Below are 14,711 nucleotides of genomic sequence, written 5' to 3' on the forward strand. Positions count from 1 at the left end.
TCGGAGACGAAACGTTGTTGACGCCCGATCCCTCGCGCTGCCAGTGGTTCACGTTGCGAGCGCTCTGATCCCGGGGGTGATGGGGCCGACGCCGGTGAGTCGCCGGGCACGCGAAAAGGCGGGCATCGGATGTCCGTGCCCGCCTACATTCAAGGTATAGCCGACAGGGGGTCTTGCGGCAAGGCCCCCGTCGCGGCGCAGAATCTCCGACCGTGCCCCGCGTCATGCCCCGGGGCAGGTGACCCCCGGAGCTGATGACGACGTGACCCCCGTGACCACCAGTGCGTTCGACCTTCCTGCCAACCTCGCCGCCAAGGCCGACCCGGCGTCGACCGGGCCCGACGAGCAGCACTTCGCCGCCATCGCGGCGAGCCTCGAGCAGTCGATCGCAGAGCTGTCCGGCCGGCTCGACGCGGTGCGCAAGGCTCCCGGGCGCAGCGGCACGCTGGCGCTGGAGCGTGACCAGGAGATCCACCGGCTCACTGCGCGGTTGCGGACGCTGCGGCGCTTCGGCCTCTGCCTCGGGCGCACCGTCGGTTCCGACGGCGAGACGGTCTACGTCGGGCGGCTCGGTCTGACGGACAGCGCCGGCCGTCGGCTGCTGCTGGACTGGCGCTCGCCCGCGGCGGAGCCGTTCTTCGGGGCGACCCACGCGAGCCCGATGGGACTGGTGAGCAGGCGCCGGTACCGGTGGACGGGAGGCCGGGTCAGCGACTACTGGGACGAGGTGTTCACCGCGGAGGGCCTGCGCAGCAGCGCCGCGCTCGACGACCAGTCCGCGTTCATCGCGAGCCTCGGCTCGCAGCGGTCCGAGCGGATGCGGGACGTGCTGGGCACCATCCAGGCCGACCAGGACGCGATCATCCGCGCGGGATCCGCCGGCGCGCTCGTCGTCGACGGCGGTCCGGGCACCGGCAAGACCGTGGTCGCGCTGCACCGCACCGCGTACCTCCTCTACTCCGACCCGCGCCTCGGTCATCGCCGCGGCGGCGTGCTGTTCGTCGGCCCGCACCAGCCGTACCTCGACTACGTCGGCGACGTCCTGCCGAGCCTCGGCGAGGAGGGCGTCCAGACGTGCACGCTGCGGGACCTCGTCGCCGAGGGTGCGGCGGCATCGGTCGAGCCCGACCGGGAGGTGGCTCGGCTCAAGGCGTCCGTCGAGATGGTCCGCGCTATCGAGCCGGCCGTCCGGTTCTACGAGAAGCCGCCGAAGGAAGGGATGGAGGTCGAGACGTCCTGGTTCGACGTGTGGGTCAGCGCGGAGGACTGGGCGGAGGCGTTCGAGGCACCTGAACGGGGGACGCCGCACAACGAGGCACGGGACCAGGTCCGGGATGCCCTCCTCGAGATCCTGGTGGACAAGGTCGACGACGATGACGACGTGGAGCGGGACCAGGTCCGGCGCGCGCTGCTGGGCAACAGGGACCTGAACGCGACCCTCAACCGCGCGTGGCCGTTGCTGGAGCCGACCGACCTCGTCGGTGATCTGTGGACAGTCCCCGCGTATCTGCATCTGTGCCACCCCGGGCTCACGGTCGACGAGATCCGGGCGCTGCAGCGCGCCGACGCCGAGGCGTGGACCGTCTCCGACCTGCCGCTCCTCGACGCCGCCCGGCAGCGGCTCGGCGACCCCGAGGCGTCCCGGCGCCGGCGTCGGCACGAAGCCACCCTCGCCGCCGAGCGCGCGTACATGGACACGATCGTCGACGACCTCATCGCCACCGACGACTCCGAGCTGGGCATCATGAAGATGCTCCGCGGGGACGACATGCGTGACAAGCTCGTCGACGAGTCCGCGCTCCCGACCGCCGATCCTGACGCGCTCGCCGGCCCGTTCGCGCACGTCGTCGTGGACGAGGCCCAGGAGCTGACCGACGCGGAGTGGCAGATGCTGCTGCGCCGCTGCCCGTCGCGGAGCCTCACCGTCGTCGGCGACCGCGCACAGGCTCGGCACGGGTTCGGGGAGTCGTGGCGCGAGCGGCTGGAGCGGGTCGGGCTGCACCAGGTGGAGCTGGCGTCGCTGAGCATCAACTACCGGACGCCGCAGGAGGTCATGGCGGAGGCCGAGCCGGTGATCCGGGCGGCGCTCCCCGACGCCAACGTGCCGACGTCGGTCCGGAGTACCGGCGTCCCCGTCGCGCACGGACAGGCCTCCGACCTGAGCGCGATGCTCGACGCGTGGCTCGCCGAGCACGCCGCTGGTGTGGCCTGCGTGATCGGCGACCCCACGTTCCCAGGGACGTCACGGGTCCGGTCGCTGACCCCGGAGCTGGCGAAGGGTCTCGAGTTCGACCTCGTCATCCTGGTCGACCCCGAGTCGTTCGGCGCCGGCATCGAGGGCGCCGTCGACCGCTACGTCGCGATGACTCGGGCCACCCAGCAGCTCGTCGTCCTCACGACCGCTGCGGCCGGACCGTCGGGGACTGGGTGAGGACACGGCCGGACATGCGCCGTGACCGTGGCGATGGAGCGTGTGGCGTCCTGATTCGTGGTCGTTCGCGCCCGCACGTCTGATTCCTGCCTCGGGCGATCTTCGTCACACTCCTGTGCGCGAAGCGGCACAAAGACGGCCGATCTCTCCTGCACGTGGTCAGCCGCACAGGCGCGCGTCCGATAGTGCGAAGGTCCCGCGACGGTCGTGGTGACCACCGCTCACAGAGGTTTCCCTATGTCGCTCGCGCCCCACTCCACCCGTCACCGCGCCCGTCGGGCCGCAGCAGTACTCGCGGCCGCGACGGTCGCCGTCGTTGCCGTGGTCGGGGCGACAGCTGGACCGGTGGCGGCAGCGCCGGTCGCGGTGAACCCGCTCGCGGGCGCCGGCGGATTCACCACCGTCTCGTTCGGGAACACCACCCTGGCCAACCACGAGCTCGAGGGGTCGGTGGCGGTCGGCGGCAACCTCGTGGTCAAGAGCCCCAGCCCGTACAACATCATCCACAAGTCCGCGGGCGATCCGAATTACGACCTGCCGACGCTCGACACTGTGCCGGTGCGCCTCGTCGTGGGCGGTGCACTGGATCGTGCCGCATCGACGAATCAGATGGTTCGGGTGTCGTCCGGCGGAGCGAACGAGACCACTCCCGCCCGCATGGGACAGATCCGCATCGGCAACACCTCCGGCGACAGCGTGGCGGGGCGCGGCGCTGGGGTGTGCGTCCAGGCGAAGCCGTTCACGGACTGCAACGAGGGCAACGGGGCCATGATCGAGCAGTCCGTCGTCAAGCAGAGCACCGGCTCGGTCCAGGACGCCACGGCATTCAACCGGCTGGTCCCCGCGACGGCGATCGCCGACCTCACAGCGCGCAACCGTGCGATCACCGCGGGTGAGCTGGCCAACACGTTCGAGACCGCTCTGGTCTTCTCCGGCAACAACGCGGCCCTCAATCTCAAGGCCGGGTTCACGAATGTCGTGAAGATCGATCCTTCCGTGATTCCGACGGGTGACTGGTACGTCCAGTTCGGATCGGTCCTTCCGTCCGCCACCACGCCCGTGGTCTTCCAGGTCACGGCCAAGGGTGGCGACACCCTGCGCCTGCCAACGCGGTTCGACGGGTTCCAGACCGGCGGGGTCGACATCTACGCCCGGTACCTCCTCTGGAACGTGGACCAGCCGGCCGACTCGACGCTGAACGTCACGAGCAGCGGGATCGTGCCTGGTAGCTGGCTCGCGCCTCACGGCACGCTGCGCGCGGACATCACAGGCAAGACGTTGCTCGAGGGGCAGATCGTCGCCAAGACGCTCGAGCTCTTCAACACCGGGGAGATTCACCACTTCGGCTTCGACGCCAGCTTGTCGTTCGAGCCGTCCTCGACCGGAACGGCCACGAGCTCGCCGGATCCGAGTGGGTCGGCGACGGGCACGCCGGACCCGAGTGGGTCGGCGACGAGCACGCCCGATCCGAGTGAGACGGCGATGAGCGCGGCGGACCCGAGTGCGACAGCGATGAGCACGCCGGACTCGAGTGTGTCGGCGACAGGCACGCCGACCGGGACCGCCGCGGCCGACGTCCTCGACGACCCGAGCGGCAGCGACCCCGCTGCCGACGATGCCCTCGCCGTGACGGGCATCGACGCACCGCGCAGTGCCGGCATCGCCGCGCTCGTCATCCTGGCGGGTGCCACCCTGCTCGCGGTGCGCCGTCGTCGTACCCGGACACGTTGAAGGTCACGGCCCTCTGACGGCTCGGGGGTCAGCTCCCCACGTCATGCGGTCCGTCGTCGACGTCCGCTGCCTCACTAGAGGCCGACCATCGCCATCCCGTTGTCGTCGTAGCGATTGCCCGCCACGCCGACCGTCGCGGCCAGGCCGTCGAGCTCGGCGCGCTCGTCGGCGGAGAGGGCCACGGTCGTCGCGTCGGCGTTCTCCCGGACGCGCTCCAGGCGACGGGTGCCGGGGATCGGCACGATCCAGGGCTGCTGCGCGAGCAGCCACGCGAGGGCGACCTGCCCCGGCGTCGCCCCGTGGGCGTCGGAGAGGGCTCGGACGTGCTCGACGAGCGCAGCGTTGGCATCGCGGTTCTCGGCGGTGAACCGGGGCACGCGATTCCGGATGTCGCCCTCGGCGAAGGTGGTCGACGCGTCGACGGTCCCGGTGAGGAATCCCTTGCCCAGCGGGCTGAACGGCACGAACCCGATGCCCAGCTCGGCGAGCGTGGGCAGCACCTCAGGCTCGGGGTCGCGGGTCCACAGCGAGTACTCGGACTGCACGGCGGTCACCGGGTGCACGGCGTGGGCGCGACGGATGGTGGCGGCGCCCGCCTCGGAGAGCCCGAAGTGGCGCACCTTCCCGGCGGCGACGAGCTCCCCGACCGTCCCGGCGACGTCCTCGATGGGGACGGCCGGGTCGACGCGGTGCTGGTAGAAGAGGTCGATCACGTCGGTGCGCAGCCGCTGCAGGGACGCGTCGGCGACCCGACGGATCTGCTCGGGCCGGCTGTCGGTGCCCTGCATGCGACCGTCGACGATGTTCCAGCCGAACTTCGTCGCGACGACCACCTGGTCCCGCACGGGTGCCAGGGCCTCGCCGACGAGCTCCTCGTTCACGTACGGGCCGTAGACCTCCGCGGTGTCGACGAACGTGACGCCGAGGTCGACCGCGCCGCGCAGCACGGCGATCATGTCGTCGCGCGAGCCCGGGTTGGGGCCGTAGCTCATGGACATGCCCATGGCGCCGAGACCGACAGCCGAGACCTCGAGCCCTTGTCCGAGGGTGCGTGTGTGCATGGCAAAGCCTCCAGAGGGTTGTGTGCGTCAGGCCGTGGCGACGGCGGTTGCCGCCCAGCTGGCCAGGACCTGCAGGGCGTCCGCGGACGGCGTGCCGGGCGCGGCGGTGTAGACGAGCATCGACAGGCCGGGTGCCTGGGCGATGGGGAGCATGTCGTACATGAGGTCGAGGCGGCCCACGACGGGGTGGTTGATCTGCTTGGCGCCGCCGCGGTGCTGGTGCACGTCGTGCCGGGCCCACCGGGACCGGAACTCCTCGCTGCGGGTGGACAGCTCGCCGACGAGGTCGTGCAGGTCCTTGTCGTGCGGCGCCTTGCCCGCCACTGTGCGTAGGACGCCGACCGTGTCGTTGGCCGCCTTGTCCCAGTCGACCCAGAAGTCGTGGGCCGCCGGGTCGAGGAACGCGAACCGTGCGTGATTGGCCGGGAGACCGTCGCGGGCCGACGGTCCGGTGAAGAGCGGCGCGTAGAGGGCGCGGCCGAGAGCGTTCGTCGCGAGGATGTCGAGCCGGTCGTTGCGGACCGCGGCGGGCGCGCCCGTCATGGCGTCGAGCATCACCTGCACGCTGGTCGGCACCGACGGAGCGTGCCGCCGGCGAGCGCGGGCCGGGCGAGACCCGGCGGCGCGGGCCAGGTCGAACAGGTGCTGGCGCTCGGCCTCGTCGAGCTGCAGCGCGCCGGCGATCGCCTCGAGGATCTCCTCCGACGCGCCGGCGAGGTTCCCGCGCTCCAGCCGGACGTAGTAGTCGGACGAGACGCCGGCGAGCATCGCGACCTCCTCGCGCCGCAGCCCGGGCACTCGTCGGTTGGCGCCGTACGCGGTGAGCCCGGCCTGCGCCGGCGTGATCTTCGCGCGGCGCGAGGCGAGGAAGTCCCGTACCTCGTCGCGGTTGTCCATGTCGTCGACCGTACGACGGCTCCCGCGGGGGTGGGAGGTCCTGCGGGTACCTGTGACGCCAGGGACTTCCGCGATCGCCGGGCGCGGGGTTGCATCGAGGCATGCGAGCAACCCTCATGTACGGCGCTGGCGACGTGCGCGTCGAGCACGTCCCCGACCCGACCCGGGGTGCCGCAGTACGAGGACGCGCCCGTCGGGTTCGGCTCGCTCTTCGGCAAGGACGTCACGCTCACCGGCGGACCCGCACCGGTCCGCGCCGACGACCGCCGACGGCGATCCCGCGCCGTTCGACGCGCGGGAGCCGACTGTTGGCCCAACGCTCGGACCCATCAGCAGCTGAAGGAGAACACCATGGAGCTGACCACCGCACCCCCGACCACCAAGGCGCCCGCCGTGTGGTTCACCGGTGACGTCTGGTTCGACGTCATCGCGGCCCCGCCGGCACCCTCGCGCCTGCGGGTCAACCTCGTCCGGTTCGCTCCGGGCGCCCGCACGTTCTGGCACTCGCACGCCGTGGGTCAGTCCCTGCGGGTGACGCAGGGCGTCGCCCGCGTCGGCACCCGCGACGGGTCCGAGACCACGTGGGCCGAGGCGGTCACCCACGAGGAGGCCGGCCGATGAGCGCGTGGACTGCCGACGCCCTGACCCGGATCGGCACGGCCGACGAGCTGCGTGTGTCGTCGTACCGGCCCGACGGCACCCTGCGGCCGTTCGTCATCATCTGGGTGGTGCGCGTCGGCGACGACGTCTACATCCGTTCCGCCTACGGCCCGGGCAACGGGTGGTTCCGCCGTGCCCAGACGTCCGGCAGGGGTCGGATCAAGGTCGCCGGCATCGAGCAGGACGTCGCGTTCGTCGCCCCGGCGCCGGACGTGCACGCCGCGATCGACGCCGCCTACCACGCGAAATACGACCGGTACGGGCCGGGGATCGTGAACACCGTGGTCGGGCCGCAGGTCGTCGCCGTGACGCTCCGGCTCGTCCCTCAGGACTGAGGAGCCGGTCAGGAGCCCCCGCTGCACAACGTGCGACGGGGGCTACCGCGTAGCAGTCGCCACGGGTGGCCTCGTTGGCGCTACAAGAGGTGGCACCATCGCTGGATGACGGAGTCCCGGCACCTGAGCGTGTCCATCGACCGGCCCTTGTCCGAGGTGTACGCGTTCGCCTCGGACCCGACGAACCTCCCACGCTGGGCGCCCGGTCTGGGCAGCGCGGTCGAGCGCGACGGCGACGGCTGGTTCGTCGAGACCTCGCAGGGCCGGGTCGGCCTGACGTTCGCCCCGCAGAACGAGTACGGCGTCCTGGACCACGTGGTGCGGCCGCCGTCGGGAGAGACGGTCTACATCCCGCTTCGGGCGGTCGCCGACGGCGACGGGTGCGAGGTCGTCTTCACGCTGCGCCGCGCGCCGGGGATGACCGACGCCGACCTCGAGCGGGACGCGGCTCTCGTGACCGGCGACCTGGCCCTCCTCAAGCGGCTCCTCGAGGGCGACTGAGAGCGGTCAGTCCGGCAGGACCGCCGCGATCGCGCTGACCTCGATGACCGCACCCGGCACACCCAGTCCCGCCACGACGGCGGCGGTCACCAGGGGCGGTGCCCCGGGGCCGGCGAGCCGCGGGGCGATCGCTCCGTAGGCGGCGGCGAGGTCGACGTCGGCGGAGATGAACACCGTCCACTGCACGACGTCGGCGAGGGTTGCCCCCGCCGCCTCGAGCGCGGTGCTCACGTTGTCGATCGCGCGGACGGACTGCTCCGCGGCGTCGTCGGAGACGACCTTGCCCGTGTCGTCGACGCCGTTCTGGCCGCCGACGTAGATGGTCGTCGCACCCGCGGGCACGACGGCGACATGGCTGAACGCCGGGCTCTGCACGAGACCGGCCGGTTGCAGACGGGTGATCTCCATGATTCCCACCGTTCCACAGACCTCTGACAACCGGGTGTCACCGGACGACGTCGTAGAACAGGTGCGCGGCGTTGCTGGTGACGACCGTGGCGCCCTCGTCGAGCCGGAGCTCCACCCTCGACCCCTCGAAGAGCGGTGTGCCGGAACCGAGCAGCAACGGGGCGACGTGCAGGTGGAGCCGGTCGACGACGCCGTCGCGGAGGGCCGACCCGCCGAGCTCGCCGCCGCCCATGATGAACACGTCCTTGTCGCCCGCGGCGGCGGTCGCCTGGTCGAGGGCGTCCCGCAGGCCCGTCGTCACGATCGTCATCCGGTCGGTGAGCCGGACGTGGTCGGGGGCGTGGTGGGTGACGACGAAGCACGGCGGCGGGACGTCACCCTGGTCGGCGCCGTAGTGGATGTCGTCGTTCCAGCCGTCCGGGCCGTCGACCACGTCGAACGTGTGGCGGCCCATCACGACCGCCCCGGTGGCGTCGGTGAGCGCGGCGAGCTTCTGGACGTCCTCCGGGGTGCGGCCGTCGCCGATCGCCCACTCGTGCAGCGCGCCGAGCCCCTCGCCCGGCCCGGCGGTGACGAAGCCGTCGAGGGAGATGGTGATGTCGAGGATCACTGCCATGTCGATCCACGATGCCACTCGACGGGTTCGCGGGGGAGTCCGCGTCGGCCGGGGCGCACTGACGGGATACTCGGCGAATGGCGTCGATCTTGCTGACGAGCATGCCGTTCGCCGGCCACGCCCGACCGATCCGCGCGGTGTCCGCGGAGCTCGTGCGCCGCGGACACGACGTGCGGGTGTACACGGGCAGGTCGTACGCGGGGATGTTCGACGAGGTCGGGGCGCGCGGCGTGCCGTGGCGGTCCGCGCCCGACTTCGACGAGCGTGACCTGGCCGCCACGTTCCCGCGCATGCAGGACGCGAAAGGGTTCCGGCAGGTGCTGGTGAACATCCAGGACCTGTTCCTCGGCACCGCCCCCGCGCAGAGCGACGACCTGGTCGCCCTCGCCGCGGACGAGCCGTGGGACCTGATCGCCGGAGACCCGATGGCGTTGGGCACCCGGTTCGCCGCCGAGCGGCTGGGCACGCGCTGGGCGTCCGTCTCCCCGATCGCGGTCTGGCTGCCCGGCAAGGGCATCCCGCCGACCGGACTCGGGCTGACGCCGGGACGCGGGCTCGTCGGCAAGGCCCGGAACGCCGCGCTCGGTGCGGGCGCGAACGCGAGCATGGTCGCGCTCACGCGGATGTACCAGCGCACCCGCGAGCAGGTCGGGCTGGCACGCGACCGGGAGACGTTCGCGACCATGTGGTACTCGCCGCAGCTCGTCGTCGGGGCGGGCTCGCCCGGCCTCGACTACCCGCGCCACGACCTGCCGGCGCACATCCGGTTCGTCGGGGACCTCACCGACGACGGCGCCCCGGTCCGCCCCGCGGCGATGCCGCCGTGGTGGGCCGACATCGAGAAGGCACGCGTCCCGGTCGTGCACGTGACCCAGGGGACGGCCAACGTCGACGCCCAGGACCTGATCCTGCCGACGCTCGAGGCCCTGGCCGACGAGGACGTGCTTGTCGTCGTCGGGCTGGGCCACCGCACCGACCCGCTGCCGGGACCGCTGCCGTCCAACGCCCGCGTCGCGCCGATGGTCCCGTACCCGCAGCTGCTGCCGCGCGTGTCCGTCATGATCACCAACGGCGGCTACGGGGCGGTGCTCCAGGCGCTGCGCCACGACATCCCCCTGATCGTGGCGGGCGGCGACCTGGACAAGCCGGAGATCGCGGCGCGCATCGGCTGGCATGGCGCCGGGATCAACCTGCGCACGGGCACCCCGCGCCCGGCGGCGATCGCCGACGCGTACCGTGCGGTCGTCGCCGACCCGCGCTACCGGTCGACGGCCGCCCGCCTGGGCGCGGAGCTCCGCTCCCTCGGCGGGACGCGCGCGGCGGCTGACCTGCTCGAAGCGCACCTGGAGTGATGGCCTCGCTCCAGTTCGGTCCTCCGACGTCCGATGGTCACTGGGTGCCTCCCCTGCCCGACGACCTGCCGCGTTCGCCCACCGGCCGCGTCCCCCAGTGGGTCGTCGACGAGCGGACCGGCGTCACGGTCGACCCTCAGGTGTGGCGTCCGGACACCTCGGTCTCGTCGACGTGGGAGCCGCGGCCACGTCGGCGTCGCAGGCTCGGGGCCACCGTCGGCATCGCCGCCCTGCTGGCCGGGTCGTGGTGGCTGACGAGCGGCACCCCGGGTCTGCCCGACGGCGTCGTCTCGTCGTTGCCCGCCGCTCTGGGTCGGGTGACTCGGCCGGAGCCCACCGCCGAGGTCCGGGCGCTCGCGGACGCCGCCCACCTGTCGCCCGAGGGCCGCGAGCTGCTCTTCGACGCCCGGACCGAGATCCTCGGCGCGGCGGAGTTCGCCGGACGGTGCGCCGGTGTCGGGCTCCCGGCGGTCCGCGCGGACGGCGCTGTGGGCTGCTACCTCGGCGTCGAGAACGCGATCATCGCGTACGCACCCGCGGACGCGCGCCTCCGCGGGTACCTGGTGGAGACGATCGCGCACGAGACGCTGCATGCCGCGTGGGGTCGGCTCGACCCCGCCGAGCAGGCTCGGCTGTCGGCGCTGCTCGAGACCGTGGCGTCGACGGTGCCGACGGACGACCGCATCCACACGCAGATCGCCGAGTCGGTCGGCGCGCGCCCGGAGAACCGACCGACCGAGCTCTTCGCCTACATCGGCACGCAGGTGTGGCGCGACGGTGGCCTCGACCCGGAGCTCGAGGCGGTGTACGCACGGTTCGTCTCGGACCGCGCCGCCCTCGTGGCCGTGCACACGGGGTGGGCGGGGATGCTCGACGAGATGCTGACTGCGGCCCAGACCGCGTCCGACGCGCTGGTCGCCCAGGAGGAGGCCAACGCCGGCGCGCGCGCTCAGCTCACCGCCGACCGCGATTCCCTGGACTTCTACCGCCGGGAGTATCAGTCCAAGGTGGAGGAGGTCGACTCGATGCCGGCCTCGCAACGTCAGCGGACGCGACTGTCCTGGACGTGGTGGGACGGCACCGTCCTGCCGATGGCTCCGGCGGACCAGACGCTCGCCACGGCGGCCACCCTGCTGGCTCGCGACGAGGCCGCCCTGCCCGCGCGCGACTCCGCGCTCACGGCCGCCGAAGCAGCTGCTGCGGTGGAGCGCACGCGGGTCGAGGCCCTGATCGCCGATTACGAGGATCTGAGCCGGGTCCTGGACCCGGGGGCTCAACCCGGGTAGGGCACTGACCTGCAACGTTCGCGACGTCGTCCGGACGAGAACACGTCTCGTCGATCAGCCGCGCAGCGGCCTGCCGTGGGCGTCGCGGGCGTACCGGCCTCGGCGGACGGACAGGACCAGCAAGCCCTCGGTGAACCCCCACAGTCCCATGGCGAGCGCAGCGAGGCCGAGCGTGAAGAACCCGCCGATCACCGTGATCGCCAGCATCGTCAGACCGCGACGCCAGTAGCCCATGTACATGCGGTGCAGGCCGAAGGCTCCGAGGAAGACACCGAGCAGCCCGGCGACGACGCGGGACCGGTGCCAGACGATCGGTCGGACCTGCACGCTGACGCGGACGCCCTGCCACGGCCACCGACGGGGTGTGCGGACCGGCTCAGCCTCCGGCGCTGCGTCCGGCACGGCGTCCTCGAGGTCGGGCACGGGACCGAGGGGGTAGCGGACCGTCGCCGAGAGGGGCTGGTACGGCGCATCGGGGGCCCGGAGAGGGCGCCGCGTCACCACCGGGCGCTCGAAGACGTCGTCGTCGAGGACCAGGGGGCGGTCGATCGTGTCGGTCACGGGGACTCCCGTGGGTCGTGCCGCGGGTTGCGGCGGATTGTCCGAGCGTAAGCCAGCGAGGCCAACCCGGCCATGCCGAGCCAGGGTCCGACCGCTGCGAGCACCTGCGGGTGTTCCTGTACGGCTGCACCCGGCGGCTGTAGCGTTCGCGCGATGCGCCTGAGACAGCTCGTGTGGCGAGCCACGTACGAGCTGCTCGGTTCGCGGGTGCGACGCCCCGAGTGGTCGTTCATGAACTACGGCTACGCCGCTCTCTCGGCGGCTAAGCCGCTGGCCCTGGACCCCGCCGACGAGCCCGACCGGTACTGCATCCAGCTGTACGCGCACGTGCTCGACGGCGTCGACGTGACCGGTGCGGACGTGCTGGAGGTCGGGTCCGGCCGCGGCGGCGGTGCGTCGTGGATCAGCCGGTCGCTCGGCCCGAGCACGACGACGGGGGTCGACTTCGCGTCGTCGGCGGTCGCCCTGTCCCGCCGCGACCGCACCGGCCCGGGGCTGCGGTTCGTGCAGGGGGACGCGCAGGCGCTGCCGTTCTCGGACGCGTCGTTCGACGTCGTCGTGAACGTCGAGTCGTCGCACTGCTACGCGTCGATGGAGACGTTCGTCGCGGAGGTGTATCGCGTCCTGCGACCCGGTGGGTCGTTCGTGTGGGCGGACCTGCGGGGTGCCGACGACGTCGCGACGACCCGCACGCACCTCACGTCGAGCGGGCTGGTGCCCGTGGCGGAGCGCGACATCACCGCCGAGGTCCTCTCCGCATTGCGGCTCGACGACGCGCGCAAGACCGAGCTCGTCCGCGAGTGGATCCCCCGGCCGTTCCAGCGTGCGCTCCGCCCGTTCGCCGGGTTGGAAGGCACCCGCAACCCCGAGGGCTTCGCCGCCGGGACGCTCCGCTACCTGAGCGCCCGCCTGGAGCGTGTGGCCTAGCCCGCCTCCGGGCGGGACGCGAACAGGTTCAGCCCCAGCGCGCCCGACAGGTAGCGGGTGGCCCGCGCGCCACGGACGCTGTTGCCGGCCGCGTCGAGCCGCGGCGAGAAGGTGGCGAGGCTCCCCTTGCCGGGTGCGACGGTCACGATCCCGCCGGACACCCCGCTCTTGCCGGGCAGCCCGATGCTGAACAGCCACTCGCCGGAGCGTTCGTACAGGCCGCTGGTGGCGAGCGCGGCGAGAACGTACCGGCAGACGGACGCGTCAACGACGCGCTCGGCGGTGACCGGGTTGACACCGCCGTCGGCCAAGGTGGCGCCCATGACGGCCAGGTCCGTCGCGGAGATGAGCAGGGAGCACTGCCGCGTGTAGACGTCGGTTGTCTCGAGCGGGTCGTGGGCGATGCGGCCGTAGCTCTCCAGCAGGCGGGCGATGGCCTGGTTACGGCGGTTGTGAGCCGCCTCCGACGCGTACACGTCGTCGTCGAGCGCCAGGGGCCGGCCCGCGAACGCCGACAGGCCGGCCTGCACGAACGCCCACTTGTCCTCGGCGGTCGAGCCCGGGACGAGGGCCGTGGTGGCGAGGGCGCCGGCGTTGACCAGCGGGTTCATCGGGCTGCCCCCGTTGAGCTCCAGGGCCATCACCGAGTTGAACGGGAGACCGGTGTTGTTCACCCCGACCTGCCGGAGCACGGCCTCGGGGCCGAGCGCGTCGCACACCAGCGCGAACACGAACGCCTTGGACACGGACTGGATCGAGAACTCGTGCAAGGCGTCGCCGACGCTGTGGGAGGCGCCCGTCACCGAGACGATGCTCAGACCGAAGAGCGCCGGGTCGGCCTCGGCGAGCGCCGGGATGTAGTCCGCGACCGCGCCGTCGTCCACCCCCACGAACCGGTCGTACGCGTCCTGCATCAGCTGGACGACCAGCTCCTCGCGGGGCAGCGAGCCGGTGGAGATCAGGTCGAGTTCGTTGACGTCGTCGCTCACCACGTCAGTGTGTCGGACGCCGGTCCTAACCTGGGCGACATGAGCGGCGGCGACCTGACCGACATGCGCGGCGCCCGGTTCGAGGACGCGGACCTGCACGGCGCGGTGTTCACGATGGCGGACCTCACCGGCTCGCGGTTCAGGGCGGTCGGGTTCCATGGCGTCGTCATGCGGGGCGTGGAGATCTCGGACACGACGATCGACGGCGACATCGAGGGGCTGGTCATCAACGGGGTCGACGTCGGCCCGCTCGTCGAGGCCGAGCTGGACCGCCGGAACCCGGACCGGGTGCTGTTCCGGCCGACCACCGCCGACGGGTACCGGCAGGCGTGGGACGTGAACGAGCGGCTCTGGGCCACGACGGTGGACCGCGCCCGACGGCTACCGCCGGAACGGCTGCACGAGTCGGTCGACGAGGAGTGGTCGTTCATCGAGACCCTGCGCCACCTGGCGTTCGCCAGCGAGTCGTGGGTCGGCCGGACCATCCTGGGCGACCCGACGCCGTGGCACCCCCTGTCTCTGCCGTGGGACGAGATGCGACCCCGGGAGGGAGTCCCGCGCGACCGCGACGCCCGGCCGTCGCTCGACGAGGCCCTCGCCCTGCGGCTCGAGGCGATGGCGCTGGTCAGGCAGGTGGTCGACGCGCTGACCGACGACCAGCTCGACACCCGGACGGAACCTTTGGTCGGGCCGGGGTGGCCCGACGAGGGCGAGACGTTCCCGGTCAGCCTGTGCCTGCGAATCGTGCTCAACGAGGAGTGGTGCCACCGCACCTACGCGGAGCGCGACCTGGCGCAGCTCGAAGCACGCGGTTCGAGAACACGGTGATGACGCCGCGGCCACGGCGGGCCCTCGGCGGGGACGTCGGTGAGCCGGTGCAACAGCCGCTCCATCCGGAGCACCTGGTCTCGTCGTAGTGGTGCAGGGTCCGCACGGTCAGCCCGGACACGTCGGCG

Annotated in this window: 14 protein-coding genes and 1 pseudogene; 9 read left to right on the top strand and 6 right to left on the bottom strand. The window is 72.3% G+C overall.

Translation table 11 applies throughout. The annotated features are described in order from the left end of the window. Positions 1 to 262: 262 nt before the first annotated feature. Positions 263 to 2,431: an RNA polymerase recycling motor ATPase HelR gene (gene helR / locus ASG23_RS11310; RefSeq protein WP_056024737.1), complete on the top strand. Its 2,169-nt coding sequence runs from the start codon at positions 263 to 265 to the stop codon at positions 2,429 to 2,431. 237 nt (positions 2,432 to 2,668) lie between these two features. Then, complete coding sequence (locus tag ASG23_RS11315) at positions 2,669 to 4,162, top strand: collagen-binding domain-containing protein (RefSeq protein WP_056024740.1); 1,494 nt, start codon at positions 2,669 to 2,671, stop codon at positions 4,160 to 4,162. A 74-nt stretch (positions 4,163 to 4,236) separates the two neighbouring features. Here the strand turns inward: ASG23_RS11315 and ASG23_RS11320 are convergent, their stop codons facing one another. Both ASG23_RS11320 and ASG23_RS11325 read right to left on the bottom strand, forming a co-directional pair. Beyond that, positions 4,237 to 5,223 (bottom strand): aldo/keto reductase, encoded by a 987-nt coding sequence (locus tag ASG23_RS11320; protein ID WP_056024743.1) that lies wholly within the window; start codon positions 5,221 to 5,223, stop codon positions 4,237 to 4,239. A 27-nt stretch (positions 5,224 to 5,250) separates the two neighbouring features. After that, complete coding sequence (locus ASG23_RS11325) at positions 5,251 to 6,120, bottom strand: helix-turn-helix transcriptional regulator (protein WP_056024746.1); 870 nt, start codon at positions 6,118 to 6,120, stop codon at positions 5,251 to 5,253. A gap of 156 nt (positions 6,121 to 6,276) precedes the next feature. Between ASG23_RS11325 and ASG23_RS19905 the strand changes: the two are divergent. The 3 genes and pseudogenes from ASG23_RS19905 to ASG23_RS11340 form a co-directional block, all read left to right on the top strand. Continuing rightward, positions 6,277 to 6,378: pseudogene (locus ASG23_RS19905) on the top strand (IMP dehydrogenase); the annotation flags it as partial. Between the two features lie 359 nt (positions 6,379 to 6,737). Further along, the gene (locus ASG23_RS11335; protein ID WP_056024749.1) at positions 6,738 to 7,115 is read left to right on the top strand and encodes a DUF2255 family protein; all 378 of its coding nucleotides are present in this window, start codon (positions 6,738 to 6,740) and stop codon (positions 7,113 to 7,115) included. A 105-nt stretch (positions 7,116 to 7,220) separates the two neighbouring features. Then, positions 7,221 to 7,616, top strand: coding sequence for an SRPBCC family protein (locus ASG23_RS11340; RefSeq protein ID WP_056024752.1), 396 nt, complete (start codon positions 7,221 to 7,223; stop codon positions 7,614 to 7,616). 6 nt (positions 7,617 to 7,622) lie between these two features. Here the strand turns inward: ASG23_RS11340 and ASG23_RS11345 are convergent, their stop codons facing one another. Next, positions 7,623 to 8,024 carry a RidA family protein gene (locus ASG23_RS11345; protein WP_056024755.1) on the bottom strand — a complete coding sequence of 134 codons (402 nt, stop codon included), beginning with the start codon at positions 8,022 to 8,024 and terminating at the stop codon, positions 7,623 to 7,625. Positions 8,025 to 8,061: 37 nt separating this feature from the next. Beyond that, the gene (locus tag ASG23_RS11350) at positions 8,062 to 8,640 is read right to left on the bottom strand and encodes a dihydrofolate reductase family protein (protein WP_056026179.1); all 579 of its coding nucleotides are present in this window, start codon (positions 8,638 to 8,640) and stop codon (positions 8,062 to 8,064) included. A gap of 77 nt (positions 8,641 to 8,717) precedes the next feature. Here ASG23_RS11350 and ASG23_RS11355 point away from each other — a divergent pair, with 77 nt between their 5' ends. Both ASG23_RS11355 and ASG23_RS11360 read left to right on the top strand, forming a co-directional pair. Continuing rightward, a complete protein-coding gene (locus tag ASG23_RS11355) occupies positions 8,718 to 9,992 on the top strand; it encodes a glycosyltransferase (RefSeq protein ID WP_056024758.1) in 1,275 nt (424 codons plus the stop codon). A gap of 44 nt (positions 9,993 to 10,036) precedes the next feature. Then, positions 10,037 to 11,278: a hypothetical protein gene (locus ASG23_RS11360; protein ID WP_157465626.1), complete on the top strand. Its 1,242-nt coding sequence runs from the start codon at positions 10,037 to 10,039 to the stop codon at positions 11,276 to 11,278. A 54-nt stretch (positions 11,279 to 11,332) separates the two neighbouring features. Here the strand turns inward: ASG23_RS11360 and ASG23_RS20140 are convergent, their stop codons facing one another. Further along, on the bottom strand, positions 11,333 to 11,839 hold the full coding sequence (locus ASG23_RS20140) for a TM2 domain-containing protein (protein WP_056024764.1): 507 nt from the start codon (positions 11,837 to 11,839) through the stop codon (positions 11,333 to 11,335). A gap of 153 nt (positions 11,840 to 11,992) precedes the next feature. On the opposite strand from ASG23_RS20140, the gene ASG23_RS11370 reads away from it, so the two are divergent. Next, a complete protein-coding gene (locus ASG23_RS11370; RefSeq protein ID WP_056024767.1) occupies positions 11,993 to 12,766 on the top strand; it encodes a class I SAM-dependent methyltransferase in 774 nt (257 codons plus the stop codon). Here ASG23_RS11370 and glsA read toward each other — a convergent pair. Further along, positions 12,763 to 13,758, bottom strand: coding sequence for a glutaminase A (glsA, locus tag ASG23_RS11375; protein ID WP_056024770.1), 996 nt, complete (start codon positions 13,756 to 13,758; stop codon positions 12,763 to 12,765). The genes ASG23_RS11370 and glsA overlap by 4 nt on opposite strands. 36 nt (positions 13,759 to 13,794) lie before the next feature. Here glsA and ASG23_RS11380 point away from each other — a divergent pair, with 36 nt between their 5' ends. Continuing rightward, on the top strand, positions 13,795 to 14,583 hold the full coding sequence (locus tag ASG23_RS11380; protein WP_056024773.1) for a DinB family protein: 789 nt from the start codon (positions 13,795 to 13,797) through the stop codon (positions 14,581 to 14,583). Positions 14,584 to 14,711 lie beyond the last annotated feature (128 nt).

Source organism: Cellulomonas sp. Leaf395, assembly GCF_001424125.1.
Classification (GTDB): Bacteria; Actinomycetota; Actinomycetes; order Actinomycetales; family Cellulomonadaceae; genus Cellulomonas.